Below are 25,377 nucleotides of genomic sequence, written 5' to 3' on the forward strand. Positions count from 1 at the left end.
AAGTCTGGCCCCGCCGCTCACGCGGCGGGGCCAGAACCCCAAGATCTTCATGAGCCTTCTAGGGCGTGTCCCCGCCCCGTACCGCGACCAGCGCCGCGCCCGCCGCGGCCAGGGCGGCGACGGCGAGGCCGAATGCGGTGGCGGCCGCGGGCAGACCGATGGCGTCGCTGAGGTATCCGTCGGCGACGGGGAGGACGCCGGCGAGGAGGTAACCCCCGGCGTTCAGGGCCGCGTTGGCCTCCGCGCGGCGGGCGGCCGGGACCTCGCGGCTGAGCAGGGTGAGCCCGCCCAGCTGGCCGGCGCCCTGCCCCGCGCCGGCCAGCACCACCGCGGCGACCAGGGGCGCGAGGGCGGCGGTGTGGACGGCGGTGACCAGCGCCAGGGTGGCGGCGACGGTGGCCGCACCGGAGGTCAGCAGGACGGTGCGGACGGCCATCCGCCGCAGCGCGAACTGCACGCCGGTGGCCGACAGGAACATCGCCAGCGCCATCCCGCCCGCCAGCGCCCGGTTCGCAGTGCCCAGCAGGCCGGCCAGCAGTGACGGGCCGAGCGAGAGCACGAAGGAGGTGGCGCTGATGCCCGGGGCGAACGCGGCCAGCCCGAGGACGAGATGGCGCCGGTTGGCCCTGGGCACGGCGGGCAGCCGCACCCAGGAGCCGGACGCGGCCGCGCCGGATCCCCGGTCCCGCCGGGGCAGCGGCATCCTGACCACCGACGCCAACGCGGTGACCAGCAGGAGGGCTTCCACGACGAAGACGGTGAGGGTCGGTCCGGGCGCGGTTTCCGACAGCACCCCGGCAAGTACGGGGCCGATCCCGGCGCCCAGGACCATCCCGGTGGACGCCAGCAGCGGCCCGCTGCTCCGGCCGGCCGCGATGTCCGTCACCGCCGCCATTCCGGCCGACACGGCGGCGCCCGTGGCCACGCCGGTCAGCAGGCGGGCGACGACCAGGGCGGCCACCGAGGGCGCGGTGGCGTAGACGAGGCAGGCGACCAGGCCCAGGAGCAGCGCCGGCACCAGGACCGGCTTCCGTCCGACGCGGTCCGAGGCGACCCCCGCCACCAGCAGCGCGCCCAGCAGTCCGACCATGTAGGCCGCGTAGATCAGCGTCAGGGTGCCGGAGCTGAAGGCGAGTTGGCGCTGCCAGACCGCGTACAGCGGCATCGCGGTGTTCGACAGGATGAAGAGGGCGACCACCGGCCAGGCGGCGAACCAGATCTCCCTGGTCGGCGGCGGCGCCGCGGCCCGCATCGCCGCGACCGGTCCGGGCGTCGAACCGGGCCCCGGCGGGAGCGTCGGCCGGGGCGCCGGCACCGCACGGGCCGCGGTCGGGCGTGGCGCACGGGTTCCGGGCTCGGGTGCCGTACGGGTTACAGGCATGGGTGTCCCCTCCTCATCCAGCCTGTACGAGAACTTTCGTACAGGCGGTACGAGAAGATTCGTACAGGCAACTACAGTACGATGCAAGTCGTACTAGGGTTGGACTCGCCGAACGGGAGGAGTGCCGGGATGAGCACAGGGACGTCGTCCACGACAGCGGGGCGGAGCGGATCGCGGTCCGACGGGGCGCACCGGGCCGGTATGTCCCGGCCCGACATCGCCGCGCTCCAGCGACCCGTACCGGCCGACGCACCCGAGCCGCTGCCGGAGCCCGAGCGGGACGCCCTGCGGCTGGAGGTCGTCATGGGCGCGCTGAGCGACCCACTGCGGATGGGGATCGTGCGCACCCTGCTGCTGGAGTCGGAGGACTTCGACCACACCTGCGGGTGGTTCGGGCTCGACCGCCCCAAGTCCTCGCTCACCCACCACTTCCGCGCCCTGCGGGAGGCCGGGCTGATCCGCCAGCGGCAGTACGGACTGGAGCGGCGCAGCCACGTCCGGATCGAGGATCTGGAGGCCCGGTTCCCCGGCCTGCTGGCTCTGGTCGCCGCCTGGCGGGAGTGACCGCGGGCCCGGCGCCGTCCGCCCGCACCGCCACGGGACTCCGCCGGGGCCGGAACGAAGGTCCCGGCAACCGGTTCGGGACGGCTACGGCTACGGCTGGCAGCGCGCATCGGAGGGATCGGCGACCAGGGCGCGCTCCCAGTGCTGGGTGTCGGCGTACTCGCGCATGTTGACGATCTTCCCAGCGCGGACGGTGAAGACGCCGATGTTCCGCTGCTGGTACGGCCTGCCGGTCTTGCCGGTCGCCCACGAGTCCCACTCCACAAGCACCTGCTCCCCCTCACCGAAGACGTTGGTGACCCGCACGCCGACCTCCCGGTCCGGGTCCAGATGAGCGAAGGCCGTCGCCAGGAATCCGTCGATCACCTGGTCCCGCCCCTGCCAGGTGCCCGAGATCGGCAGGTCGCCGCCGTACCAGCAACTGCCGTCCTCGGCCCAGGAGTCCCGGACCACGTCCTGATCGCCGGCCGCCAGCGCGTCGAAGTAGCGCCGCACCACGTCCCTGGGCTCCATGCTCGACATGAGGTACTCCTGTCACTCCGCTGAACCGGGCGGCCGTTCCGCCTGACCACAGTCAAGTCGCAGGCACCGCACCGACCAAGGCGCACTCCGCGAACACACCCTTCACGAAACGCGATCAATGGCCGCCGAAACCGGCCGGGCCCACCACCTCGGGAAGACAGGCACGGCCCATGCCGGCGATCCGCCGACGGCGCCCGCGGAGGCGACCGTCGCCCCAGGCAGAAGCCGATTCGGTTCAGCGGGATCGATGCCGTACAGTTCAACCTACCGACGCGGGGTGGAGCAGCTCGGTAGCTCGCTGGGCTCATAACCCAGAGGTCGCAGGTTCAAATCCTGTCCCCGCTACTCGTTCGAAAGTGAAGGCCCGGTGGATACCGGGCCTTCACTGCGTTCAGGGCGATGCCCGTCTGCCCACGCCGCCGCCATGGTGCCCGTACCGGCCGCGTGGGAACGCGATGCTCTCTGGCGCAGATGAGGGGAGGCCGTGTGGTGACGTCGCCGCCGTCGAATCGTTGGCAAACCATGACAAACACCCGCCGTACACTCACCGGTTTCGCGCTTGCCATGCTGCTGCTCGGCCCCGTGTCCGCACAGGCCGCGGCAGAGCCGAAGGACGACACCCCCGTTCAGGCCCACCTCAAGATGCCTCTGAGCGGCCTGTTCACGGACCACCCCCTCCCGGTCGACTGGAGCATCCTGGGCACCCGCCTCTGACCCGTCGGACGGGCTCCGCGGAAATCCCCGCGGTCCACACGGTCCATCGACCGTTTCGCTCCCCGGCCCGGCCGGGGAGCTTTTCTGTGCACCGGTCCGGGGTGATGCTCCGCGACGACCAGGCCGAATCCCGTGTCCGGCAGTCCGGGCCGCGGTGGCCATGGGACGTGGTGGCAGCGGCCCGGCTCAGGGGCGCGGGTTCGCGTCCTCGTCGGGGGCCCCGGCTATCTGGGCCATGCGCAGCGGCAGGTGCGTGAACAGTCCCACCGCCTCCTCCCGCCACCACTCGCCCCAGCCGGACGCCTCGGCGGCGGCGCGCTCGGCATAGCGCCTCAGGTCGGCGCGGAGTCGGCCGTCGGTGCCCTGGCGGCGGGCGATGTCCCGGACGCGTTCGATGCTGTCGGGCGTGCAGTGGGGATCGCCCAGAACGGCTTCCACGACGGCCCGGTCCGCCGCATCGGCCCGCTCCAGAATGGCGCGGAGGGCGTAGGTACGGCGGCCCGCGCGCAGGTCGCCGCCCGGGGGCTTGCTCAGGGCCGCGTCGTCGCCGAAGAGGTCGAGGTAGTCGTCGCGCAGCTGCCCGCAGACGCCGACCAGGGTGGCATAGCGGCGCAGGCGGGCGTCGTGGCGTTCGAGGTCCTCGCCCGCGGCGAGGAGTCCGAGGCGCAGCGGGGCCAGGACGGAGTACCGGGTCGACTTGTACTCGGTGACGGCGTGCAGGAGTTCTTCGTCCGGCAGGTCCTCGAAGTCCCGCTCCAGGTCGAGGATCTGGCCGGCGACCGCGTCCGTGGCCGCGCGGGACTGCACGTCGAGCATGGCCTGTCGCAGCGGGGCGGGGACGTCCGCCTCCAGCAGCACCCGCAGCGACAGGAACGCGGCGAGGTCCCCGGCCAGCACGGTCAGGCCCAGGGCGGTGCGCTCGTGGTCGGGGAACGCGGTGCGGTAGGCGTAGTAGGTCGAGGGGCCGCCACGGCGCACCGGCGAATCGTCGATGACGTCGTCGTGGATGAGTCCGTGCGTCTGGAGCAGTTCGATGCTGAGCGCGGCCTCCACAAGGCCGGGTACGTCCTCGGTGGTCACCAGGCGGGCCGCCTCGTAGAGCAGGACCACACGGAGCCGCTTGCCGCCGCGCAGGGACAAGTCCCTCAGCAGTTCCAGGCATTGGGGGGTGAAGCGCCCCCGCGGCGGGGTGTCGAAGGTCTCCCCCAGGCGCGTGAAGTACGTCTCGAAGGCCGCGTCGAAGCGGCGCCGGTGCGCGGCGAGGCGCTCTTCGGCGGCGGCTGCCAGGGGGTTCATGAAGTCCTTTCTCCGCATGGGTGCGTGCCCAATGTACGGGTGGGGCGACCGGGTCCCGCCGGGAGGGCGAGCAGGTCGGGTCCCACGGACCGGCAGCCGGCCGCACGCCCCGGGGGCCGCGAGGGGTGACCGCACGAGGCCGGAGCCTGGCGGTTGCCGACGCCGGTCGACGGCCATCGTCGGTGACCGTGACGGTGACGGCGGAGCGTCCGCGCACGCCCGTACGCGTGCGCGTGCGCGTCCCTCGTTGCCTCCGGGGCGTGCGGTCAGTAGGTGCCCTGCTGGTCGTAGGCCGGGAAGGTCGGTCCGGTGGGCTGGGGGGTGGCCGGTCCGGTGGACCTGACGAGCAGCGCCGCGGCCAGGACCGCGAGCAGCGTGACGCCGATCGAGCACCACAGGACGACGGTGTAGCCGCCGAGCGCCGCCTTGTCGACCACCTCCGCCAGCTGCGGCGGAAGCCCTCGCCCGCTGAGGATGCGGCCGTCCCGGGCCGCGCGGACGAAGGCCGGTGAAAGCCCGGGTACCGTCTGAAGTTGGGCGGCGAGCGCGGCGGTGAGGACGCCGCTGAACAGCACCGTGCCGAGCGCCCCGCCCACCTGGCCGGCCGTGCTGGTCACTGCCGCTCCCCCACCGGCGTCCGGCGCGGCGACGCCGGCCGTGGCGAGGTGGTACAGCGGCATCAGGGCCATGCCGAGGCCGAGGCCGGCGAGGAGCATGCCGGGCAGGAGCAGGGTGGCGTACCCGCTGTCGGACGCGAGGAAGGTCAGAAGCAGCAGGCCGAGCGCCGCGAGCAGCAGGCCCGGCACGATCAGGTTGCGCGGCGCTGTGCGGTGCAGCAGGCGGCCGGAGACCTGGGTGGAGCCGATGACGATCGCGGCGGCCGCGGGCAGCACGGCCAGGGCGGTGCCGAACGGGGAGTAGCCACGGTAGTTCTCCAGGTACGCCGTCAGCGTCGGGAACAGCGCGAGCGTGCCGGCACCGGCCAGGAACAAGGTGAGGAGGGAGCCGATACGGCTGCGATCCCTGATGACGTACGACGGGAGGAGTGGGGCGGGGGTGCTGAGCTGCCACCGTACGAAGCTCACCAGCAGGACGGCGCCGACCACGAGAAGCGCCGGCACCAGGAGGTCCGTCCAACCGCGCGTGCCCGCCTCCTGGAAGCCGTAGACGAGGGCGAGGACCCCGCCGGAGCCGAGCAGCAGGCCCAGGATGTCGAGGCGGGGGGCGGTACGGACCGGGCGGTCGTGCACCAGGGCGGCCACGGCGATCACAGCGATCACGGCGAGCGGGACGTTGGCAAACAGGCACAGGCGCCAGCTCAGGTTGAGCAGCCAACCACCGCTGAGCAGACCGACCGTCGAGCCGCCGGCGGCGATCGCGACGTAGACCCCGAAGGCCCTGCCGCGTGCCTTCGGCTCGGTGAAGTTGGCCGCCACCACGCCCAGGGCGGCCGGCGACAGCAGTGCGGCGAAGGCGCCCTGGAGGGCGCGGGCCCAGACCAGGACGCCGGGCGTGGGGGCCATCCCGCCGATCGCGCCGGCCACCGCGAAGCCGACCAGCCCGATGACCAGCATCCGTTTGCGGCCGACCAGGTCCGCGAGGTGCCCACCGAGCAGCAGCAGCCCGACGAAGGCCAGTTCGTACCCGGTGAATATCGCGCTCAGGTCGTCGCCGCGTACGTGCAGATCGGCCATGACGGACGGGATCGCGATGCGCAGGGACGCCGCATCGAGCACGACGAGCAACTGCACGAGGGCGACCGCCGCCAGGCCCCACCAGCGCTTGGGGTGCGGGAACGGCGAGTCCTGGGGGTGGGGCGGGGAAGTGGGTGTGGCCCAGGCGTGCGGGCCCATGCCCGGGGGTGGTCCGAAGCCCTGCGGGGGAACGACGTCCGCCGGGGCGGTGGGCGCGTACGCGGGCGGCGGAGGTACCGGGGGCTGCGGCTGCCCGGACGGGATGCCCGGGTCCGCGAGGGGCGTGGCACCGGGCGTGCCGGCGGTCGTTTCGGGGGCGAAGTCCAGCAACTTGGCGGCATGGCGGCCGAGTTGGGCGAGTACCGCGCCCGGCAGCCACTCCCCCTCGGCGTCCGTGCCGCCGTCCGCCGCCGTGCGGGCTGCGACCTGTTGGAGGGTGGGCCGCCCGGCCGGGTCCTTGTCGAGGCACTGGCGGACGAGATCGAGCAGCGACTCCGGTACGCCGGTCAGATCCGGCTCCTCCTCGGCGATCCGGAAGAGGTGGGCGTTCAGACCGGTCTCGGTGGCGCCGAACAGGAGGCGTCCGGTGGCGGCGTAGACGAGGACGGCGCCCAGGCAGAACACGTCGCTGGCGGGGGTGAGTTCGAGGCCGCGTACCTGCTCGGGCGACATGAAGCCGGGGGAGCCGATCAGCATGCCGGTGCGGGTGTGGAGGCTGTCTTCGGCGAGGCTGTCCATGGCCCGCGCGATACCGAAGTCGATCACGCGCGGTCCGTCCACGGTGGCCAGTACGTTGGACGGCTTGAGGTCCCGGTGGATCAGGCCCGCCCCGTGCACCGCCTCCAGGGCGAGGGCCAGGCGGTTGGCCAGCACTCGCACGGAGTTCTCCGGCAGCGGTCCGAAGTCGTGTGCCACCACGGTGGTCAGGTCGGGCCCCGGGATGTACTGGGTCGCCACCCAGGGCACCGCGGCCTCGGTGTCGGCGTCGAGCACGGCCGCCGTCCAGGAACCGCCCACCTTCCGGGCGGCCGCCACCTCGCGGGCGAAGCGCCGGCGGAACTCCGGGTGCTGTGCGTGCTCGGCCTGGACGACTTTGACCGCGACGGTCCGCCCGGCCTCGGAGCGACCCAGATAGACCAGGCCCATACCGCCGGCGCCCAGGCGGGCGATCAGGCGGTACGGACCTATGTGCGTCGGGTCTGAGGAGATCAACTGGTCCACGGGGGAAAGATAATCCACGGTATGGGCCCCGGTAGCGGCTTCCACACTTCCTTGCCGGAAAAGCACAAGGCCCCACCGCGGCCCCACGATCGCGCGCACCCGTCCGACGCCGTCACCCTGCGCTGATGGTGTCCCGGACGGTGCGCTCACCGTCCGGGACACCCACGACGCCACACCGGCAGCGGACTCACCTGGCGAGTTCCGCCAAGGCGTCCAGCCGGGTCAGCTTCCGCGGGTTGCGCACCACGTAGATCCGGGTGACCCGTCCGTCCTCCACCGCCACGCTCACCGCGGACGGCTCGCCGTCGATCTCGATCCGGCCCGCGGGCGCGCCGTTGAGCCATACGGCCGTCGTCTCGAACCCGGCGACCACCTGGTTCGCACGCGCCAGCAGCGGCGCCACCCGCTCGACCCCGTGGATCGGAGCCGGCGCCGCGGCCACCAGCCCGCCGCCATCGGCGATCAGGACCACATCCGGCGCCATGACCTCCATCAGCTCCTGCAACCGCCCGGTGCGCAACGCGACCAGAAACCGCTCCACCACGGCCTGCTGCTCCGACCGGCTCACCCGCGCACGCGGCCGTCGGGCCGCCACATGCTCGCGTGAGCGCCGCGCGATCTGCCGCACCGTGGCCGCGGACTTCCCCACGGCCTCGGCGATCTCGCCGTACGGCATCGCGAACACCTCGCGGAGCACGAACACCGCCCGCTCCGCCGGCCCGAGCGTCTCCAGCACGGTGAGCATCGCGATCGAGACGCTCTCCGCGAGTTCGACGTCCTCGGCGACATCAGGGCTGGTCAGCAGCGGTTCCGGCAGCCACTCCCCCACGTACTCCTCGCGGCTGCGCGACAACGTTCGCAGCCGGTTGAGCGCCTGCCGCGTGACGACCCGGACGAGGTACGCCCGCGGGTCGCGCACCTGCGAGCGGTCGGCGTCGGCCCAGCGCAGCCACGACTCCTGCACCACGTCCTCCGCGTCGGCCGCCGACCCGAGCATCTCGTAGGCGACCGTGAACAGCAGACTGCGATGGGCGACGAACGGGTCCTCGGTCATGACGAACGGGTCCTCGGTCATGACGAACGGGTCCCCGGTCCTGCCGTCGGTGCCACGCCGGAGTTCTCGGAGCGCGCGGCCAGCGGAACCTCACAGGCCGCGGAGAAGCCCTGCGACTGGATCCCGAGTGCCGTGTTGTTCCTGGTCGCCAGGTTGACGAAGGCGATGAAGGCGGTGAGTTCGATCAGCGCCGCCGAGCCGAGCCGGTCGAGCAGGCTCGCCGACAGCTCGTCGGTGACGGTCGGCGGCGTGCTCGTCATCGCCTCGGCATACTCCAGTACCTCCCGCTCCAGCGGCGTGAACACCTCCGACTCCCGCCACCGCGGCACCTGGCTCGCCTTGGCCAGGTCCAGATTCTGGTTCTGTGCCTGGAAGTAGCCGGTGTCGAGGCACCAACTGCACCCGACCTGCGCCGCGACGGCCATGTGCGCGAACGACTTGAGGCTCTCGTCGGCCGCGGCCCACTTGCCCACCTTGGCCCCGAACTCCAGGTTGTCCATGGCGACTTCGGGACTGTGCCACGTGACCTCGACCGGTTCGGGCACGGCACCGAGCTGCTTGGTCATGCTCTCCGCGAGCTCCGCGGGAAGCTCCGCCTTCGGAACGCGTAGCGCCATGATGTCTCTCCTTGTGCATCGGCTTGTGCATCGGCCGGTACGTCGGCCTGTTTGCCTGTCTGCCATGAAGACACCGCCGGGCCCGAGAATGTGACAACCACCGCGTCGACCTCGGCGGCGTTCGTCGATCTCCGTGCGGCGACGGTGCGGAGGCCGTTGCCGAACGGGCGCATAGGATCGCCGGCATGGCACTGCGACCTGTCCAGGTGAACATCAAGGCTCTTGACGGCTCGGCCGTCGGCCGGTTCTGGGCGGAGGCGCTCGGCTGGCGTGCCTACCACCCCGGTGTGACCACCTACGTCGGCCCCGGCGGCGGCCCCGTGTGGCCGGACCCGGTCTCCCTCTGCATCGACATCGTTCCCGTCCCGGAACCCAAGACGACAACCAAGAACCGGGTGCACCTCGATCTCGCCACCACCTCCGCGGCCCATCAGGCGGAGTTGGTCGCGCGCCTCCGGGCTCTCGGCGCGACGCCCACCCACGTGGGCCAGGGCGACGTGCCGTGGACGGTCCTCGCCGACCCCGAGGGCAACGAGTTCTGCGTGCTGGAGCCGCGGGAGACCTACCGGGACACCGGGCCGATCGCCGCGGTGGTGGTCGACTGCGCGGACCCGCGGGCCATGGCCGGGTTCTGGGGCGAGGCGACGGACTGGACCCTGCACGAGGTGACCGACGACCTTGCGGTGCTGCGCTCCGCCAAGGGCATCGGCCCGTATCTCGAATTCCTCCGCACGCCCGGCGTGAAGACCGGCCCGGACCGCGTCCATCTTGACCTGCTGCCGTACCCCGGTGACGACAAGGCAGCGGAGGTGGCCCGGCTGCGGGCCCTCGGCGCCACCGACCTCGACCTCGGCCAGGGCGACGTCCCGTGGACATGCCTGGCCGACCCGGAGGGCCACGAGTTCTGCGTCCTCGCCCCGTCCTGACACGCAGCCCTGAAGCGCAGCCCTTACGTGGAGCCCTTACGACGAAGAAGCGGCCGGGGAGTTGCCCACCTGGCGGCACTCCCTGCCGTCCGTGCGCAACCACCCCGGCCGCTACCCTCGCCTCGATCCGGCTCCGGATCCGCCGGTGATCCGCCGATGTGCTGTCGGATCGGCGTTACGGGGTGTAGACGGCGTCGCTGCCGTACAGCTCCTTGGTGAAACCGGAGATGTAGTCGTGCTGGTCGGAACCGTCCAGGTCGTAGGTCAGGTACACGCCATAGCCTTCACCCACGGTTCGCCGGGCAAGGTCGGCTGCGGTGCTCGGAGACGTGGCTCCGATCTGGACCGCTGCCGGGGACAGGTTCGCCTTGGGCAGCCGGATGCTCGGTACCTGCCACGACCCGTACCACGGGTTCCACGCGTAGTTGAACTTCGACGAGATGTCCACGCCGCCGTAGGACAGCCGGTCCGCCGACGGGCCGATGCTGTACAGGGAGACGAGCTTGTCGGGCATGTAGTCACGCAGCGCGGAGACCAGGTAGACGAAAGAGCTGTCGTTGGGCTGTCCCGTGCCGTTCTTCCCGTACTCGGCATACTCGTCGTCGAAGTCGATGCCGTCCAGGCCGTACTTGCCGACGGTGTCGGACAACTGCTTGGCGAACGCCGAGGCTGCTTCCTTGGACGGGAAGTTGGCGAAGCCCGCGCCTTCGTGGTTGCCGAGCACCGACAGCATCACCTTGATGCCCTTGGCCTGCAGCGGTCGGATCTCGGTCGCCGCGTTGTCGAGGACGCGCTGGACGTTCTCGTTGAAGTACAGGTAGGCCGACTTCTTGGTGGCGTCGTAGTTGATGTTGGCGGCGAAGATGACCGCGACATCGAAGACGTTGGCGCCGCCCTCGGCCAGGGTGTACTTGCCGACATTGAGCATGCTGTTGCGGTTCACCTCGACATAGGCCACCGAGGTGGGCCCCTTCTTGGCAGTTGCCGCCGCCGCAGGGGTGGTCGCCTTGGCGCCGGCTAAGAGCGCCGCTATGACCAGAAACGCAACCACAACCCTTCGCGTTGCGCCTCGACCAGAACTGAAAGTCATGTACCGATCTCCCGTCGATGGGGGGCACCGTGAACTTGCCCCGGGCGGACGCATCCTAGGCAGGGCGCATGCCCCTGGATCCGCACTCATCCTGCTCGAAGGTGCACCGTTGCCGATCGCTCCCCGCACCCACGGCCCGGAGGACCTGGCGGGGCACGACGGCCGATCCTGTGGCATCCTCCCCGCGGTCGAGCCCCAGGACTCGGAAAAGCCCCGCCCGGCCAAAGCCGAACGGGGCTTTCCACTACCTCACAGGAACCAATGCGCCCGAGTACCCCCGAACTCGGGCTGGTCAACCTACGACCGGCCGGCCCTCTCCCCCTACAGGCCGAACCGACTACTCCACCGCAAACAGCAGCCTGTACTCGGCTCCATCCGCCCGGAAGTGCAGACTGCGCTCACCCGGCGTATCAGTGATCCACTGCCTCCCGGGCCTGCCATCCCCGTCCGGTCCCCCGTCGTCCCAGAGAGAGACGGCAATCCTTCCCGTGAAGTCGCAGTCGTACTTGACGGTGTACATCCGGTCCCCCAACACCGTGCCGTTCCACACGGTGCCGCGATCCTGGACGACAAGCCTCGGCTCGTCGAAGCCGCTCCAGCCCTCAGTCGTGACGCACTTGAGCTTCTCCAGATACAGCTTGGCCATACCGTCCCCTGTGAAGGATCCTTCCCGACACTCCACACTCTGTCGGACCTCGATAAACGATCACTAAACGATCGGGCATGGCATTCATCGCCAAATCGGCGGTACAGCCGCGGCCGGCTCGCCTGAGGTTACCCACGTCGCGACGTTCCAGACCAGACGGATCCGCGAGCAGCTTCACGTCCGGCGCCTTCGGGCCCAACTGCCCTGCCAATAAGGCGCGTTGACGTCGCACTTCATGAGGATCACTCGGAAGTGTACTTGTCAACCCGATGCTCCTGTGACTTTCTGGAATCAACCGACAACCGCCAGTAGTAGGCGGTCGGTTAACGGTGAAGGGATGACGATGAGCAATGCCCAGGCGGCAACCACGGGTGGCGAGGACTCGGCCCCTCCGATCAGCACGGTCGCGGGGACCGGAGTCGCCGGGTTCAAAGGGGACAACGATCCGGCCGTTGCGGCTCAGTTGAACCGCCCGTACGGGATCGCGGTGGACAGCACCGGCACCCTCTACTTCTCCGACCACAGCAACCACCGGGTCCGGAAGATCACGACCGACGGGAAGATCAGCACGGTCGCGGGCATTGGATCCGCAGGCTACCGGGGCGACAACGGCCCTGCCCTCTCGGCCCAACTGAACGGCCCGCGCGAGGTGGCGGTGGACAGCGCAGGCGCCGTCTACATCACCGATGCCGGCAACCACCGGATCCGGAAGATCACAGCCGACGGGACGATCAGCACGGTCGCCGGCACGGGCACCGCGGGCTTCAGCGGCGACGGCGGCCTCGCCACCGCCGCCCGGTTGAACCTCCCGCTCGGGGTGGCGGTGGACAGCACCGGCGTCCTCTACATCGCCGAGTACAACAACCACCGGGTCCGGAAGATCACGGCCGACGGGACGATCAGCACGGTCGCGGGGAACGGGACCGCGGGATCCAAGGGGGACGGCGGTCCAGCGGCTTCAGCCCAGTTGAATCGCCCGTTCGCGGTGGCGGTGGATGGCGCGGGCGACTTCTACATCGCCGATGCCCACAACCACCGGGTCCGGAAGGTCGTGGCCGATGGGACGATCAGCACGGTCGCCGGCACGGGCACCGCGGGCTTCAGCGGCGACGACGGCCCGGCAGCCTCGGCCCAGCTGAACCTCCCGTTGGGGGTGGTGGTGGACAGCGCCGGCACCCTCTACATCGCCGACCACGCCAATCACCGGGTCCGGAAGGTCACGGCCGACGGGACGATCAGCACGGTCGCCGGCACGGGCACCGCGGGCTTCGGCGGCGACGACGGCCCGGCAGCCTCGGCCCAGCTGAACAAGCCGCTGGGGCTCGCTGTCGACTGCGTCGACACCCTCTATGTCGCCGACTACGACAACCACCGGATTCGGAAGATCGCATCGGCGAAGCTGGCCGGGCTGCCCGATTCGGGCACGGTGGTCTCCTGGGCCAACGTCCGGAGCAGGTTGCGGATGGCGGTCCTGCGTGAGTCCACCAAGGACGGCGCCGAGGTCCACCAGGCCCTTGCCACCCCCAGGGCTCACCAGCGGTGGCGGCTGGTCGTGGCGGGCCAGGACAACGGCGACGTCCTGTACAGGATCGAGAACGTACGCAGCGGCAAGGTCCTGGAGGTCGTCGGAGCACAGGAGCTGCACGGGGCGGTGGTCGCGCAACGCGCCTACGAGGGCGGGGACGCACACCACCAGCAGTGGAGGCTGATCCCGGTGGGCTCCGTGACCGGCACCCCGCGGGTGTACGAGATCGCGAACCGGAACAGCGGTCTGCTCCTACGGGTCGACACCAACGCCCGCACCGCGATCCAGCAGCACGGGGCGGAGGGCGACCACCGGGAACGGCAGTGGCAGCTGCTCCCCGTGTGACACACGCGAGGGGGCAGGGGCGAGATCGCCCCTGCCCCCTCGGCATGCGGAAGCTACTCGGAACGGGACGGGCGGTCGGCGGTCGCCTTGGACGCCTTGGGAGCCTGCGCCTCGGGGGCCGAAGGGGCCTTGGGAGCCTGGGCCTCGGGAGCCTTGGGGGACTTGGGAGGCTGGGTGTAGTCGCTCTTCTTCGGCGTGTTCGCCAGGTCCTCGTCCTTCTGGAGGCCGTCGTGCTCCGTCACCGTCGAACTCGACTCCCGCATGCCGGCGGACGCCGCCGTGGACACCGAACCGGGATTCTGGGCGTACTGGGCCTGCGCGCCGGCCGACGCCTGGGTGGTCTGGATGAAGGAGCCGAGGAAGCCCAGGATGGCCCGAGCTTCGGGCGATGTCTCCTGCACGACCTTGGCCCGGGAGGAAGCCCCGTGGATCGAGTTGTTGAACAGGCTCGCGCTCGTGTCGTCGTAGGTGTCGTCGTCGGCGTCCTCGAAGTCGACGCCGGCCCCCGGCTGCGGCTTGGTGCCGTCGGTGGTCACTGAGAAGAGCCCCGCGCCCTTGCCCGCGAAGCCGAAGATGTTGTCGAACACCATGTTTGTCACCCCTGGTCTCGTCGTGGCGGCGCCGCCCGCCCGGTCAAGGCTTCTTGTGCAGCTCTCGTTCGCTGCCGGTCAGGCTCTCGCCGTCGAACATCGTGTGGTGGACCTCCAGGGCGGAGACGACCTCGGCCAGCCCCTTCATACGGAAGCCGCCGGCCGCCAGGTCGAGGTCGCCGATGTCGCGGGCCACCAACCGGTTGAGACCGGGGTGGTCACCGGACTGCGGGGGCGCCAGTACCGCCACCGGCACGTCGTACATCACCGCGAGCAACCCGGAGAAGGTCACCGGGATCTCGTAGGAGTACTGCTTGCGGACACGCCGCTGCGTGACGATGGTCTCCACGCGGGAGCCCGGCGGGACCTTGCCGGAGATCTGCGAGTTCGAGGCCCAGCTGGTGGTCAGGGAGCCGCCGACGGAAGCCTGGATGCCCAGCATCAACTGGGCGTTGAGTTCCGCGTTGCCGGTGGCGCTGCCCATCGTCGTGAACGCCAGCGAATTGGTCACGGAGTTCGCCGCCGAGGCGGTCGCGGAGCCCGTCGCCGAGTTCGTCACCGAGTTCGTCGCGCCCGTCTCGGTGGCGTTCGCGTTGTCCACCCCGATGTCGTCCTTGCTGTTCTCATTGGTCACGGTGTTGGTGTTCTTGTTCTCCAGGCCGTTCTGAAGCTGCGTCTGAAGCTCCGCCCCGACCTCCGCCTGGAGCTGCGTCTGGAGGTCCAGCTGGAGCTGGTTCTGCAGTTGCAGCTGGAGCTCGGCGCTGACACTGCCGCCGAAGGTGAGCTGCGCCTCCCCCTGAAGCGACCATGTGACCTCGTTCGACACGGTGAACTCGACCGAGTCGGTGAAGTCCATCGAGGAATTCTGGCTGCGGTTGACATAGGTGCGCGAGGAGAACGTGTCGGGCGGGGGCTGGCCGACATTGCGCCGCTCCTCGATCAGCGGCTCCCCGAGGTTCATGTAGGCGAGCCACCCGAGTTTGAACGCGGACCCGGGGAAAGTGCCGAAGCTCGACTTGTTCATGGAGAATCCGACGGGCTTGTGCCGCACACCGTAGTCGTCGACGTAGACCAGGCTGGGGTGGTCCAGGATGGACTGCCAGGTCTGCTCGATGTTGAGTTCCCGCAGGTTCTTCTTCGTCAGCGGCTGGCGCTTGACCCGTTCCAGGTTGTACGCGTTGGAAGGCATTCCCCGTCCTCAACTGATCTGGTCGAACCGCGCTCGGCGAAATGTAAACAGACATCTGCGCACGTTCCGAAAATCGAACGTAGCACGGGGTCCATTGCCCGGGAAGGCGCCTCCGCACATCACGCCCATTCGAGTGATAAAGGCTCGACTTCCGTCCTCAACTCGTCCTGGACGGAGGTAAGTTGACTCACCGTCGGCCACTCGATCGATGCCCCTCCGACCGTCCTGTCCGTGAATGTTGCGACCTCAACCGTTTCCTTGGGCGAGGGCATTCGCTTCGGTCATTAAATTCGTTTCGGAGTCGTTTCGATCGAGGGCCATTGGGCCTGCGGTAACGCCGCGGGACAAACCACTGAACTGAGCGCCTGACGCGTTGTTCTCCACATTCAGAACAGGTGAGGTTTCCGCGATGTACACCCAAGAACGCACGGCGATGGCGAATTTGGTGGTCGGCGGCCCGGTGGCGGTGAACAGCTATGACAACGCAATCGTGGCAGCGCTGCTCGAACAACGGCCGGTCATGCTCGTCCACGCCTTCAACGGCGGCTACCTGCGGCCCGCCGAGCTGAAGGAGGAGAGCCACGACAAGGGGGTCAAACTGGCCACCGCGCTCGACCCGGCCACCAAGGAGGCGCAGGGCCACCTCTGGTACATCACCCCCGGCGGCTTCTTCGGGCAGCGACCGCTGTACTTCATCGAGAGCGCCGCGGGCCAGGTGTCGCCGACACCCGCCGGTGCGGGCGGAGCCGACGGCGGGCGCGGCGACGACGGAGCGCCGAAGCCGCGGCGCAGGCGCATCACCGTCAACCAGGACGCCCCCAAGAGCACGGCCGACACCGTCCAGGTCGGCCTCCCCGACAAGGTCGGCGACAAGTGGCGCGGGAAGAACGGCGCACCCGAGGACACCCAGCTCTGGGTCGTCACGGTGACGCCGTGGGGCGGGATCACCTTCGTGCCGATCACCCACCCCGACGCCATCCTCGGGTTCAAGGACCATGCGGTCACGGCCGACAGCGAGACGCGCCTCACCTACAACTGGGGTGGGGACTTCACCGGGACGGTCATCAACACGTTCTACCCGCGGCTGCCCAGCGAGTGGAACGTCCCGTACCACCACGTCTTCACGTGATCCGCGGCCACCGCCGTGCCAGACCCGTCCCGAGCCAACGCCCGCACTGCCTGGAAGAGGCACCACGATGCCCGTGCCCACGGAAGAACTGAAACTGGAGATCGTCAACGCCGCCACGGGGAAGACCCTCGGCGCCAAGGCCGCGCCGAGCGCGGACGGTGCGCTCGTCGTCCGCGACTTCCCCGATGACGGCCCGCGCCCGGAGCAGTGGCAGCTCGCCCCCGTACCAGCCGCGCAAGGCGAGCAAGCACCGGACGACCAGGCATATGTGATCCGCAACGCGGTCAGCGGAAAGGTACTCGACAACCCTGCCGCCAAGGACCGCGGCGTCCGCCAGTGGGACGCCGCCGCCGGCAAGAAGGGCCAGCAGTGGCACGTCGTCCCCGTTGAGGGCGAAGCGGGCCTCTACTTCATCGAGGGCGCGACCGATGGCGCCGTTCTCGACCTCGACGACCCCGGCGAGGACGACACCCGGATCGTCCTGCGCGAGCACGACGACGGCGCGGAGAGCCAGCGGTGGCGGTTCGTCCCGGCCGAGCCCGAGCGCACCAGCGACCCCGTGCTGCGCTGGGCAGCGCTGGGCCACTGGAACGGCCGCCAGTCCTGGCGGCTGGACCGCTCGACCGCGCTGCGGCCGACACCCGACGCGACGCCCTCGTTCAGCAACATGCTGCTGGTCCTTGAGCAGTTCGGGAGCGACAAGGACGCCGGGGAATGGAAGAGCGACGGGGCCAACCGCTCTCCCGGCGGGCAATCGGGCTGGTGGGCCGGGGCCGGGGCGCGGTTCCTCGCCGACACCACAGGAGCCAAGCGGTCGGACATCGTGGGGCTCAAACCCGCGAAGGGCGCCGTGGCATCGTCCGGCAGAGGCGACGGGACGTTCGACGACGAGCGCGTCCTGCACCAGGCCGTGCCCTCCCCGAACCCCGCGGACCTGTGGACCCTCGTGGACACGACGGGCGACGGCCGGCCCGACATCGTCGTGCTTGCCACCGACGGTGTCCGGGTGTCCGCTCAGGACGAGGAAGGGAAGTTCGCGCCCGCGGGCGGCGAGCTGGTCCTCAAGGCGTTCGGACACGGGCAGCAGGCAGGTGGTTGGCTGGCCGACAGGCACCCCCGCTTCGTCGCCGACACCACCGGCGACGGCAGGCTCGATGTCGTCGGCTGCCACGACGACGGCGTCTGGGCCTCCCTCCAAGACGAGGAGGGAAAGTTCGCGCCGATCGCCGACGAACCCGTTCTCCGGGCGTTCGGCCACGACGAGAAGGCGGGTGGCTGGCTGGCCGACAAGCACCCCCGCTTCCTCGCCGACACCACCGGCGACGGCAGGCTCGACATCGTCGGCTGCCACGACGACGGCGTCTGGGTCTCCCTCCAGGACGAGGAAGGGACGTTCGCCGAGCCTTTGTACGTCCTCGACGACTTCGGGGTCGACCAGGGGTGGAGCTCGGTCGAGGAGCACCCCCGGTTCCTGCTCAGGACCACCGAAGGCGGAGCACTGGACATCGTCGGGTTCGGCCCGCAGGGCGTCGTCGTGTCACGCGGGCGCGGCGACGGCACGTTCGAGCCCTCGAAGCTCGTCCTGAACGACTTCGGGCTCGCCCAGGGGTGGACGAGCGGGAAGCACCTCCGCTTCCTCGCCGACGTCACCGGCGACGGCGACCCGGACATCGTCGGCTTCGGCGACGAGGGGGTCTGGGTGTCGCACAGTCGCGGCGAAGGCCGTTTCGAGCAGGCCCAGTTGGTGTGCCGCGGGTTCGGGCACAACGAGGACGCCGGCGGCTGGCGGGTCGACCGCCACCCCCGCTTCCTCGCCGACATCACCGGTGACGGGCGCGTCGACATCGTCGGCTTCGGCGGCCCGGGGGTGTACGTGGCCCGAAACCTCTTCCGCCGCTTCAGGACCCGATAACTCCTGTCACCCCGACCCGATGTGCGGCCTGGCACGCCTTCGCCTGCGAGGCCGCACGTCGGGCAACCGCCGTAACGGGAAAGGATCGAGGGCGAGGCGGAACCGGCAAGCAAAGCTCACGTCCGGCGGGTGGGGCGCTTGCCCGCGGCCCGCGGTGCTCGCTTGGTTTCGCCGGGTACCGGCGTGGCGTTGTCCCTCCGGCGCTCACGGGGTCGCGCGCACGATGACGAGCGATCCTTCGTAGGTCGGCTGCTTGCGCAGGTGGCCGAACTCCTCGTCCCAGGCACCGGAGTCCAGGTCGTGGCGCAGGGTCGTGTCGAAGTGTTCGCGAACGCGGTCGTCGACGAAGCTCCAGGCCGAACACGCCTGGCGGGCCGCCGGGTCGAGCAGCATCTCGGGGCGGCCGTAGTACGCCTCGTTGAAGCCGTCCGTGCAGTCCAGGGGGATGGGCACGGTCTGGACCGTGCTGGTGCCGCCGAGGGCGGCGGCCAGTTCCTCGATGGGCGGGTAGCGGCGGGCCTCGGTGTCGAGGACCTCGGGCGCGTACCGGTACAGCCAGAAGTCCCGTACCAGGTCGGGATCGCAGGTGAGGAGGACGACCGGGCCGCGGGTCACGCGGCGCATCTCGCGCAGGCCGGCCTGGACGTCGGACCACTGGTGCACGCTGAACAGCGTCATCGCCCCGTCGAACTCCCCGTCGGCGAAGGGCAGGTCCTCGGCGACGGCGTCGATCGCCAGGGCGAGCTGCGTGGGCCGCTGGGCGCGCATCGACTCCGAAGGCTCGACCGCCGTCACTTCCCGAGCCGCGCTCTCGTAGGAGCCGGCGCCGGCGCCGACGTTGAGTACCGTCCGGGAGTCGTCCAGGGTCTCCGCGATGAACCGGGCGATGCGCGCGTCCGGGCGGCGGAAGGAGGAGTATCCGGAGCCGATCGCGCCGTAGTCGACGTCGCCGGCGCTGCCGTCGTGGGTTCGTGTGGTCATGGGGCCTTACCTCGCCTCGTGAGCAGGATCAGGGGAAGACGAGCCCACACGCCGCCGGTTGTGTGCCGGTCGGCGTGAACGGGCCCGTGACGGTGCTGGCTGGGAGCGCTATGAGCAGAGCCGGGGCCGTTTCCGGCCGCTGTCGGTGCGTTCGCGGCCGGGTGTCTGCGCGGGCGCGCACTCCGGGGGCGGTGGCGCGCACACGCCGATGTCCGGCAACCACGTGCGGACGTCACCTTCGTACCCGCTGTCGGCCACCTGCCCCGCCTCCTTCACGCCGGTGTCTTTCCCCGCCCATCCTGCATCTGCGGTGGGGATTCAACAATCACCTGCCAATTGCTTGGCCAATCACCCAAATCGCAACGCAGGTGGGCTTGGGATATTGGAGGTAGCGACAGTCGGCACCGGGTCGGGAGGTCCGGCGAGGGGAAACGGGCGCAGAGGAAGGCCGGAGTCTGGCGGGACGGGTGTCCGTTTGGCGGGAATCTTCTTGCACCTGCGGATGCGGCATACGATGATCGAACGAGGGTGTCCGCAACGCCGCCATCCGGCATTGCCGAGCAACCGTCAGCAACGGGCCGGGCGTGTGCAACGCCGCCCCGCTGTGCCGATGCCGGCGGTGCGCCCGCCACCACGGGAGGGAAAGACCTCGTGACAGACGAGACACCCGACGTGCCGGAAGCCCGGCGGGTCGAAGGGCTGGTTGCGGCTCAGGAGAAGGCCATTGCGCTGTTCGCCGAGGTGGAGGCTCGTGGGCTGGTGGTGCCCGGCCGGGGTGAGCGCGAGGTCAGCGACCTGATCCGGGACCTGGCCAACGAGATGTTCGGCACCACCAAGCACTGGCACAAGCGGATCATCCGCTCCGGGCCCAACACCCTCGCGCCGTACCGGGAGAATCCGCCGGACCGGGTCATCGGGTCCGATGACATCGCGTTCGCCGACTTCGGCCCGATCTTCGAGGAGTACGAGGCGGACTTCGGCCGCACGTACGTCTTCGGCGACGACTCGCACAAGCACCGTCTCCGCCAGGACCTGCCGCGTATCTTCGACGCCGGCCGGGCCTTCTTCGCCGCCCATCCGGAGGTCACCGGACGGCAGTTGCACGCCGAGGTCGAGCGCCTGGCCGCGGCGGCCGGCTGGACCATCGGCATCTGGCACGCCGGCCACCTGGTCGGCGAGTTCCCGCACGAGACGAACGACGGCGCCAAGGCCGACTCCTACATCACGCCGGAGAACGACACCCCGTTGCGCCGCACGGACCGGGCGGGCCGGACGTGCCACTGGATTCTCGAACTCCATCTGATCGACCGGGAACGGGGCTTCGGCGGCTTCTACGAACAACTCCTCGACCTCGCCTGACGCCCCGCTCCGCGGTCCGGCGCGCAGGCACCGTCCCCGCGGGGCCCCGGATCGCGCGGCGTGACGGCCCGGCGCCGCCTCCCCGACCGGGTCGCAACGGGCCCGCTCGCCTCACACGGCCCTGTCGGGGCGTGTGCGCGGGGCGTAACCCCGCACACTCCTGTCGTGTGACGGGCCGGAAATTCGATCTTTCTACGGTGCTGGTCATGGGACTGCCCGCCACCGGCGGACGGTCCCGGTCGGGAAGGCACACGCACCGCGGGGTGGGGTTTCGGTGGCATCTGGCTCGAAGGACGGCAGTGTCCGCACGGTCTGCTCGTACTGCGGGGTCGGCTGCGGGATCGTGCTGGACGTGGCGCGGGATCCCGCGGACGGCCGCCGCCGCGCGGCGAAGGCGTCCGGGGACAAGGCGCACCCCACCAACTTCGGCCGCCTGTGTACGAAGGGGGCGACCAGCGCGGACATGTCTGCGGCGCCCGGGCGGATGGCGCAGGCACTGGTGCGGGCCGAGCGCGGCGCACAGCCGGTCGGGACGGACGTCGACGAGGCCATCGCTTCGGTCGCCGGGCGACTGCGGGCGGTCCTGGACGAGCACGGGCCGGACGCGGTGTCGTTCTACGTGTCCGGGCAGATGTCCCTGGAGGCGCAGTACCTGGCGAACAAGCTGGCCAAGGGGTTCGTGCGGACCCATCAGATCGAGTCGAACTCGCGGCTGTGCATGGCCTCGGCCGGGTCCGGTTACAAGCTGTCGCTGGGCGCGGACGGCCCACCCGGCTCGTACCAGGACTTCGACCGTGCGGACGTGTTCTTCGTCATCGGCGCCAACATGGCCGACTGCCACCCGATCCTCTTCCTGCGCATGATGGACCGGGTCAAGGCCGGCGCCAAGCTCATCGTCGTCGATCCCCGCCGCAACGCCACCGCCGACAAGGCCGACCTCTTCCTCCGGATCAGGCCCGGCACCGACCTCGCCCTGCTGAACGGCCTGTTGCACCTGCTGGTCGCGAACGGCCACGCCGACGAGGAGTTCATCGCCGAGTTCACCGAGGGCTGGGAGGAGATACCCGCCTTCCTCGCGGACTACCCGCCCGACCGGGTCGCGGAGCTCACCGGCCTCGCCGAGGACGACATCCGGCAGGCCGCCCGGTGGATCGGCGAGGCCGGTGACTGGATGAGCTGCTGGACCATGGGCCTGAACCAGTCCACCCACGGCACCTGGAACACCAACGCCCTGATCAATCTGCACCTGGCCACCGGCGCCATCTGCCGCCCGGGGTCCGGTCCGTTCTCGCTGACCGGCCAGCCCAATGCCATGGGCGGCCGGGAGATGGGCTACATGGGGCCCGGCCTGCCCGGACAGCGCTCCGTGCTGGTCGCGGACGAGCGCGCCTTCGTCGAGGGCCTGTGGAACGTCCCCGAGGGCTCCCTGCGTCCCGAGGCCGGGCGCGGCACCGTCGAGATGTTCGAGCGGATGGCCGCCGGCGATATCAAGGCGTGCTGGATCATCTGCACCAACCCGGTCGCCTCGGTCGCCAACCGCAGGACCGTCATCGCCGGTCTGGAGGCCGCCGAACTCGTCGTCACCCAGGATGTCTTCGCCGACACGGAGACCAACGCGTACGCCGATGTCGTGCTGCCCGCGACGCTGTGGGCGGAGTCCGACGGCGTCATGATCAACTCCGAGCGGAACCTCACCCTCGTACAAGGGGTGCTCGACCCGCCCGGACAGGCACTGCCCGACTGGCAGCTGATCGCCCGGGTGGCCTGCGCGATGGGGTTCGCCGACGCGTTCACCTACGCCTGTGCGGAGGAGGTGTTCGAGGAGCTCAAGCAGGCGTGGAACCCCAAGACCGGCTGGGACCTGCGCGGTGTCACCTACGAGCGGTTGCGCACCACACCGGTCCAGTGGCCGGCACCGGACGCCGGCGGTCCGGACCGCAACCCGATCCGCTACCTCAACGACGGAGTCAGCCAGACACTGCTGGAGCGCGCGGACGGCACACGCCCCCGCCTGGCCTTCCCGACCGCGAGCGGACGCGCCCGGTTCTTCGCGCGGCCGCACCTCCCACCGGCCGAACTCCCCGACGACGACTACCCGTTCGTCCTCAACACGGGCCGCCTCCCCCACCAGTGGCACACGCTGACCAAGACCGGCAAGGTCGCCAGGCTCGCCAAACTCAACCCCGGTCCGTTCGTGGAGGTCCATCCCGAGGACGCCGACGCGAGGGGGATCGTGGAGGGCGACCAGGTGGAGATCGCCTCCCGCCGCGGGCGTGCCGTCCTGCCCGCCGTGGTCACCGGCCGGGTCCGGCCCGGTACGTGCTTCGCGCCCTTCCACTGGAACGACCTGTTCGGCGAATACCTCAGCATCAACGCCGTCACCAACGACGCCGTCGACCCGGTCTCCTTCCAACCCGAGTTCAAGGTCTGCGCCGTCGCCCTCACCAAGACGGCCGCCCCCACCCCGGAAGCCCGCCCGAGCTCGCGGCCCGAGGCGGCCCCGACGGCCGCCGCGCGGCAACCGGCGCCCGCGGACGCCGTACCCGCCGCCGCCGTACCCGCGGACGCCGTACCCGCCGCCGCCGGCTCCCCCGTCCAGGCACTCGCCGCCCTCTTCGGCATCACCGACCTCGTCCCCGCGCCCCTGGCCGAGCCGGAGCGCCGCTACCTCTCCGGCTATCTCTCCGGTCTCGCCATGGCTCCGCCCGACGGTCGTGTCCCCGTACTGCCGCCCGACGCGCCCTTCGCCCCCGCCTCCGCACGGTGGGTCGACGGCGTCCTCGCCGGCATGTTCTCCCGCGCCGCCGCGCCCGACACCGCCGCGCCTCCCGCCACCGCACCGGCAGCCGACGCGGCCGTACCGCCCCGTCGCCTGGTCATCCTGTGGGCCTCGCAGACCGGCAACGCCGAGGAGTTCGCCGCCACCGCCGCCGCGCACCTCACCGAGACGGGCCGCACCCCCGAACTGCTCCCCATGACCGACCTCGCTCCGGGACAGCTCGCCACCGGCACCGACACCGACCTGCTGGTCGTCACCAGCACCTTCGGCGACGGTGACGCCCCTGACAACGGCGCCGACTTCTGGCGGGCACTGTCCGCCCCGGACACCGGTCCGCTGGCGGGAATCCGGTACGCGGTGCTCGCCTTCGGGGACTCCGCCTACGACGACTTCTGCGGCCACGGCCGCCGGCTCGACGAGCGGTTCGACGCGCTCGGGGCCACCCGGCTCGTCGCCCGCACCGACTGCGAGCCCGACTTCGAGGAGGCCGCCGCGCGGTGGCTCGGCCAGGTGGTCACCGCCCTGGCCGCGTCCGACGACCGACCGGCCGGGGCCGCGGGCGGGGGCGGGGGCGGGACGGCCGCCCCCGATCCCGTCGTCACCACCGCCGGCGCGCCCGCGCCCACCGTCGCCTCCGCGCCGCCGGCTCCCGCACCGGCCGCCCCCACCAAGGCGTCACCGTTCGCCACCCTGCTCATCGGCAACAGGTTGCTGAGCCTGGCCGGTTCCCAGAAGGAGGTACGGCAGTTCGCCTTCGACACCCGCGACGGCGCACTCGCCTACGACGCCGGTGACGCCCTCGGCATATGGCCGGTCAACGGCGCCGGTCTGGTCGCCGAATGGCTCGCCCTCACCGGACTGGACCCCGACGAACCGGTCGCCCTCGGCGGCGCGCAGCTCCCCTTCGAAGACGCGCTGCGCACCCGCCTGGACATCGCCCGGGTCTCCACCGGCCTGCTGAAGTTCGTAGCGGACCGCACCGGCAGTCACGACCTGAAGCGGCTGCTGCGGCCCGACAACAAGGACGCGCTCGCGAAGTGGAGTTGGGGCCGTCAGGCCGCCGACGTCGCCGCCGCGTTCCCGGTACGCGCGTCCGCCGCGGAATGGGCCGCCGTGCTCAAGCCGCTCCAGCCCCGCCTGTACTCCATCTCCTCCAGTCCGCTCGCGCACCCCGGCGAGGTGCGGCTCACGGTGTCCGTCGTCCGCTACACCAACGACCTCGGCCGCGACCGCGCAGGCACCTGCTCGACCTACCTCGCCGACTGTGCGGACGACGGCCCGGTACACGTCTTCGTGCAGCGCTCACCGCACTTCCGCCCGCCCGCCGACCCCGCCACCCCCATGATCATGGTCGGCCCCGGAACCGGTGTGGCGCCCTTCGTGGGTTTCCTCGAAGACCGCCAGGCCCGCGGCCACACCGGCCCCAACTGGCTCTTCTTCGGTGAACAGCGCCAGGCCACCGACTTCTACTACCGCCGGGAACTGGAGACGTACCGGGCATCGGGCCACCTCGACCGCCTCGACCTCGCCTTCTCGCGCGACCAGCGCAAGAAGGTCTACGTCCAGGACCGGATGCGGGAGAACGGTGCCCGCCTGTGGCAGTGGCTCCAGGACGGCGCCCACTTCTACGTCTGCGGCGACGCCGGACGCATGGCCAAGGACGTCGACCAGGCACTCAGGGACATCGCCGCCACCCACGGCGGCCTGGGCGACGACGACGCCACCGCCTACGTCAGGCGCCTCGCCGCAGACAAACGCTACGTCCGCGACGTGTACTGACCGCGCCGCCGACCCCATCGGGGCCGCACAGGCACAGGTGAGGGCCTTCCCACGGCTTTCCCGG

General features: G+C 70.7%; 19 protein-coding genes and 1 tRNA gene. 9 read left to right on the forward strand and 11 right to left on the reverse strand.

Features of this window, described 5'->3' with window-relative positions:
- Positions 1-58: 58 nt before the first annotated feature.
- On the reverse strand, positions 59-1,381 hold the full coding sequence (locus CG747_RS16165; protein WP_100602440.1) for an MFS transporter: 1,323 nt from the start codon (positions 1,379-1,381) through the stop codon (positions 59-61).
- 201 nt (positions 1,382-1,582) lie between these two features.
- Between CG747_RS16165 and CG747_RS16170 the strand changes: the two genes are divergently transcribed.
- A complete protein-coding gene (locus CG747_RS16170) occupies positions 1,583-1,945 on the forward strand; it encodes a helix-turn-helix transcriptional regulator (RefSeq protein WP_100602441.1) in 363 nt (120 codons plus the stop codon).
- 90 nt (positions 1,946-2,035) lie between these two features.
- Here the strand turns inward: CG747_RS16170 and CG747_RS16175 are convergent, their stop codons facing one another.
- Positions 2,036-2,467: a nuclear transport factor 2 family protein gene (locus tag CG747_RS16175; RefSeq protein ID WP_100602442.1), complete on the reverse strand. Its 432-nt coding sequence runs from the start codon at positions 2,465-2,467 to the stop codon at positions 2,036-2,038.
- 271 nt (positions 2,468-2,738) lie between these two features.
- Between CG747_RS16175 and CG747_RS16180 the strand changes: the two genes are divergently transcribed.
- Together CG747_RS16180 and CG747_RS47320 are read left to right on the forward strand one after the other, a co-directional pair.
- Positions 2,739-2,812, forward strand: a tRNA-Met gene (locus CG747_RS16180).
- Positions 2,813-2,989: 177 nt separating this feature from the next.
- A complete protein-coding gene (locus CG747_RS47320; protein ID WP_146022092.1) occupies positions 2,990-3,181 on the forward strand; it encodes a hypothetical protein in 192 nt (63 codons plus the stop codon).
- A 186-nt stretch (positions 3,182-3,367) separates the two neighbouring features.
- Here the strand turns inward: CG747_RS47320 and CG747_RS16185 are convergent, their stop codons facing one another.
- The 4 genes from CG747_RS16185 to CG747_RS16205 all read right to left on the reverse strand — a co-directional run bounded on the left by CG747_RS16185 (position 3,368) and on the right by CG747_RS16205 (position 9,063).
- A complete protein-coding gene (locus CG747_RS16185; protein ID WP_100602443.1) occupies positions 3,368-4,477 on the reverse strand; it encodes a polyprenyl synthetase family protein in 1,110 nt (369 codons plus the stop codon).
- 266 nt (positions 4,478-4,743) lie between these two features.
- Positions 4,744-7,392 (reverse strand): MFS transporter, encoded by a 2,649-nt coding sequence (locus CG747_RS49465; RefSeq protein WP_257980453.1) that lies wholly within the window; start codon positions 7,390-7,392, stop codon positions 4,744-4,746.
- A gap of 187 nt (positions 7,393-7,579) precedes the next feature.
- Positions 7,580-8,446, reverse strand: a complete 867-nt coding sequence (locus tag CG747_RS16200; RefSeq protein ID WP_100602688.1) for an RNA polymerase sigma-70 factor — start codon at positions 8,444-8,446, stop codon at positions 7,580-7,582.
- A gap of 17 nt (positions 8,447-8,463) precedes the next feature.
- Complete coding sequence (locus CG747_RS16205; protein ID WP_100602444.1) at positions 8,464-9,063, reverse strand: carboxymuconolactone decarboxylase family protein; 600 nt, start codon at positions 9,061-9,063, stop codon at positions 8,464-8,466.
- 185 nt (positions 9,064-9,248) lie between these two features.
- Between CG747_RS16205 and CG747_RS16210 the strand changes: the two genes are divergently transcribed.
- The gene (locus tag CG747_RS16210) at positions 9,249-9,989 is read left to right on the forward strand and encodes a VOC family protein (RefSeq protein WP_100602445.1); all 741 of its coding nucleotides are present in this window, start codon (positions 9,249-9,251) and stop codon (positions 9,987-9,989) included.
- Between the two features lie 175 nt (positions 9,990-10,164).
- Here the strand turns inward: CG747_RS16210 and CG747_RS16215 are convergent, their stop codons facing one another.
- Positions 10,165-11,079 (reverse strand): endo-beta-N-acetylglucosaminidase H, encoded by a 915-nt coding sequence (locus tag CG747_RS16215; RefSeq protein ID WP_100602446.1) that lies wholly within the window; start codon positions 11,077-11,079, stop codon positions 10,165-10,167.
- Positions 11,080-11,416: 337 nt separating this feature from the next.
- The gene (locus CG747_RS16220; protein WP_100602447.1) at positions 11,417-11,725 is read right to left on the reverse strand and encodes a hypothetical protein; all 309 of its coding nucleotides are present in this window, start codon (positions 11,723-11,725) and stop codon (positions 11,417-11,419) included.
- 343 nt (positions 11,726-12,068) lie between these two features.
- Between CG747_RS16220 and CG747_RS16225 the strand changes: the two genes are divergently transcribed.
- Complete coding sequence (locus CG747_RS16225; RefSeq protein ID WP_100602689.1) at positions 12,069-13,595, forward strand: RICIN domain-containing protein; 1,527 nt, start codon at positions 12,069-12,071, stop codon at positions 13,593-13,595.
- A gap of 53 nt (positions 13,596-13,648) precedes the next feature.
- On the opposite strand, the gene CG747_RS16230 is transcribed toward CG747_RS16225, so the two are convergent.
- Both CG747_RS16230 and CG747_RS16235 read right to left on the reverse strand, forming a co-directional pair.
- Positions 13,649-14,185 carry a hypothetical protein gene (locus tag CG747_RS16230; protein WP_100602448.1) on the reverse strand — a complete coding sequence of 179 codons (537 nt, stop codon included), beginning with the start codon at positions 14,183-14,185 and terminating at the stop codon, positions 13,649-13,651.
- Between the two features lie 43 nt (positions 14,186-14,228).
- Positions 14,229-15,374 carry a hypothetical protein gene (locus CG747_RS16235; RefSeq protein ID WP_100602449.1) on the reverse strand — a complete coding sequence of 382 codons (1,146 nt, stop codon included), beginning with the start codon at positions 15,372-15,374 and terminating at the stop codon, positions 14,229-14,231.
- A 409-nt stretch (positions 15,375-15,783) separates the two neighbouring features.
- Here CG747_RS16235 and CG747_RS16240 point away from each other — a divergent pair, with 409 nt between their 5' ends.
- Together CG747_RS16240 and CG747_RS16245 are read left to right on the forward strand one after the other, a co-directional pair.
- Complete coding sequence (locus tag CG747_RS16240) at positions 15,784-16,503, forward strand: hypothetical protein (RefSeq protein ID WP_100602450.1); 720 nt, start codon at positions 15,784-15,786, stop codon at positions 16,501-16,503.
- A gap of 67 nt (positions 16,504-16,570) precedes the next feature.
- Entirely contained in the window at positions 16,571-18,415 is a 1,845-nt protein-coding gene (locus tag CG747_RS16245) for an FG-GAP-like repeat-containing protein (RefSeq protein WP_100602451.1), read from the forward strand.
- 204 nt (positions 18,416-18,619) lie between these two features.
- On the opposite strand, the gene CG747_RS16250 is transcribed toward CG747_RS16245, so the two are convergent.
- The gene (locus CG747_RS16250; RefSeq protein ID WP_100602452.1) at positions 18,620-19,396 is read right to left on the reverse strand and encodes a class I SAM-dependent methyltransferase; all 777 of its coding nucleotides are present in this window, start codon (positions 19,394-19,396) and stop codon (positions 18,620-18,622) included.
- 651 nt (positions 19,397-20,047) lie between these two features.
- Here CG747_RS16250 and CG747_RS16255 point away from each other — a divergent pair.
- The gene (locus CG747_RS16255; protein WP_257980454.1) at positions 20,048-20,755 is read left to right on the forward strand and encodes a M24 family metallopeptidase; all 708 of its coding nucleotides are present in this window, start codon (positions 20,048-20,050) and stop codon (positions 20,753-20,755) included.
- A 274-nt stretch (positions 20,756-21,029) separates the two neighbouring features.
- The gene (locus tag CG747_RS16260; protein ID WP_100602453.1) at positions 21,030-25,313 is read left to right on the forward strand and encodes a bifunctional nitrate reductase/sulfite reductase flavoprotein subunit alpha; all 4,284 of its coding nucleotides are present in this window, start codon (positions 21,030-21,032) and stop codon (positions 25,311-25,313) included.
- Positions 25,314-25,377: the final 64 nt, after the last annotated feature.

It is taken from the genome of Streptomyces sp. CB02959 (assembly GCF_002803155.1).
Lineage (GTDB): Bacteria > Actinomycetota > Actinomycetes > Streptomycetales > Streptomycetaceae > Streptomyces.

Excerpts from the sequence above, each read along its gene's own strand:
- CG747_RS16165 (WP_100602440.1), bottom strand. The coding sequence starts at position 1,381 with ATGCCTGTAACCCGTACGGCACCCGAGCCCGGAACCCGTGCGCCACGC.
- CG747_RS16170 (WP_100602441.1), top strand. The coding sequence starts at position 1,583 with ATGTCCCGGCCCGACATCGCCGCGCTCCAGCGACCCGTACCGGCCGAC.
- CG747_RS16175 (WP_100602442.1), bottom strand. The coding sequence starts at position 2,467 with ATGTCGAGCATGGAGCCCAGGGACGTGGTGCGGCGCTACTTCGACGCG.
- CG747_RS47320 (WP_146022092.1), top strand. The coding sequence starts at position 2,990 with ATGACAAACACCCGCCGTACACTCACCGGTTTCGCGCTTGCCATGCTG.
- CG747_RS16185 (WP_100602443.1), bottom strand. The coding sequence starts at position 4,477 with ATGAACCCCCTGGCAGCCGCCGCCGAAGAGCGCCTCGCCGCGCACCGG.
- CG747_RS16200 (WP_100602688.1), bottom strand. The coding sequence starts at position 8,446 with ATGACCGAGGACCCGTTCGTCGCCCATCGCAGTCTGCTGTTCACGGTC.
- CG747_RS16205 (WP_100602444.1), bottom strand. The coding sequence starts at position 9,063 with ATGGCGCTACGCGTTCCGAAGGCGGAGCTTCCCGCGGAGCTCGCGGAG.
- CG747_RS16210 (WP_100602445.1), top strand. The coding sequence starts at position 9,249 with ATGGCACTGCGACCTGTCCAGGTGAACATCAAGGCTCTTGACGGCTCG.
- CG747_RS16215 (WP_100602446.1), bottom strand. The coding sequence starts at position 11,079 with ATGACTTTCAGTTCTGGTCGAGGCGCAACGCGAAGGGTTGTGGTTGCG.
- CG747_RS16220 (WP_100602447.1), bottom strand. The coding sequence starts at position 11,725 with ATGGCCAAGCTGTATCTGGAGAAGCTCAAGTGCGTCACGACTGAGGGC.
- CG747_RS16225 (WP_100602689.1), top strand. The coding sequence starts at position 12,069 with ATGAGCAATGCCCAGGCGGCAACCACGGGTGGCGAGGACTCGGCCCCT.
- CG747_RS16230 (WP_100602448.1), bottom strand. The coding sequence starts at position 14,185 with ATGGTGTTCGACAACATCTTCGGCTTCGCGGGCAAGGGCGCGGGGCTC.
- CG747_RS16235 (WP_100602449.1), bottom strand. The coding sequence starts at position 15,374 with ATGCCTTCCAACGCGTACAACCTGGAACGGGTCAAGCGCCAGCCGCTG.
- CG747_RS16240 (WP_100602450.1), top strand. The coding sequence starts at position 15,784 with ATGTACACCCAAGAACGCACGGCGATGGCGAATTTGGTGGTCGGCGGC.
- CG747_RS16245 (WP_100602451.1), top strand. The coding sequence starts at position 16,571 with ATGCCCGTGCCCACGGAAGAACTGAAACTGGAGATCGTCAACGCCGCC.
- CG747_RS16250 (WP_100602452.1), bottom strand. The coding sequence starts at position 19,396 with ATGACCACACGAACCCACGACGGCAGCGCCGGCGACGTCGACTACGGC.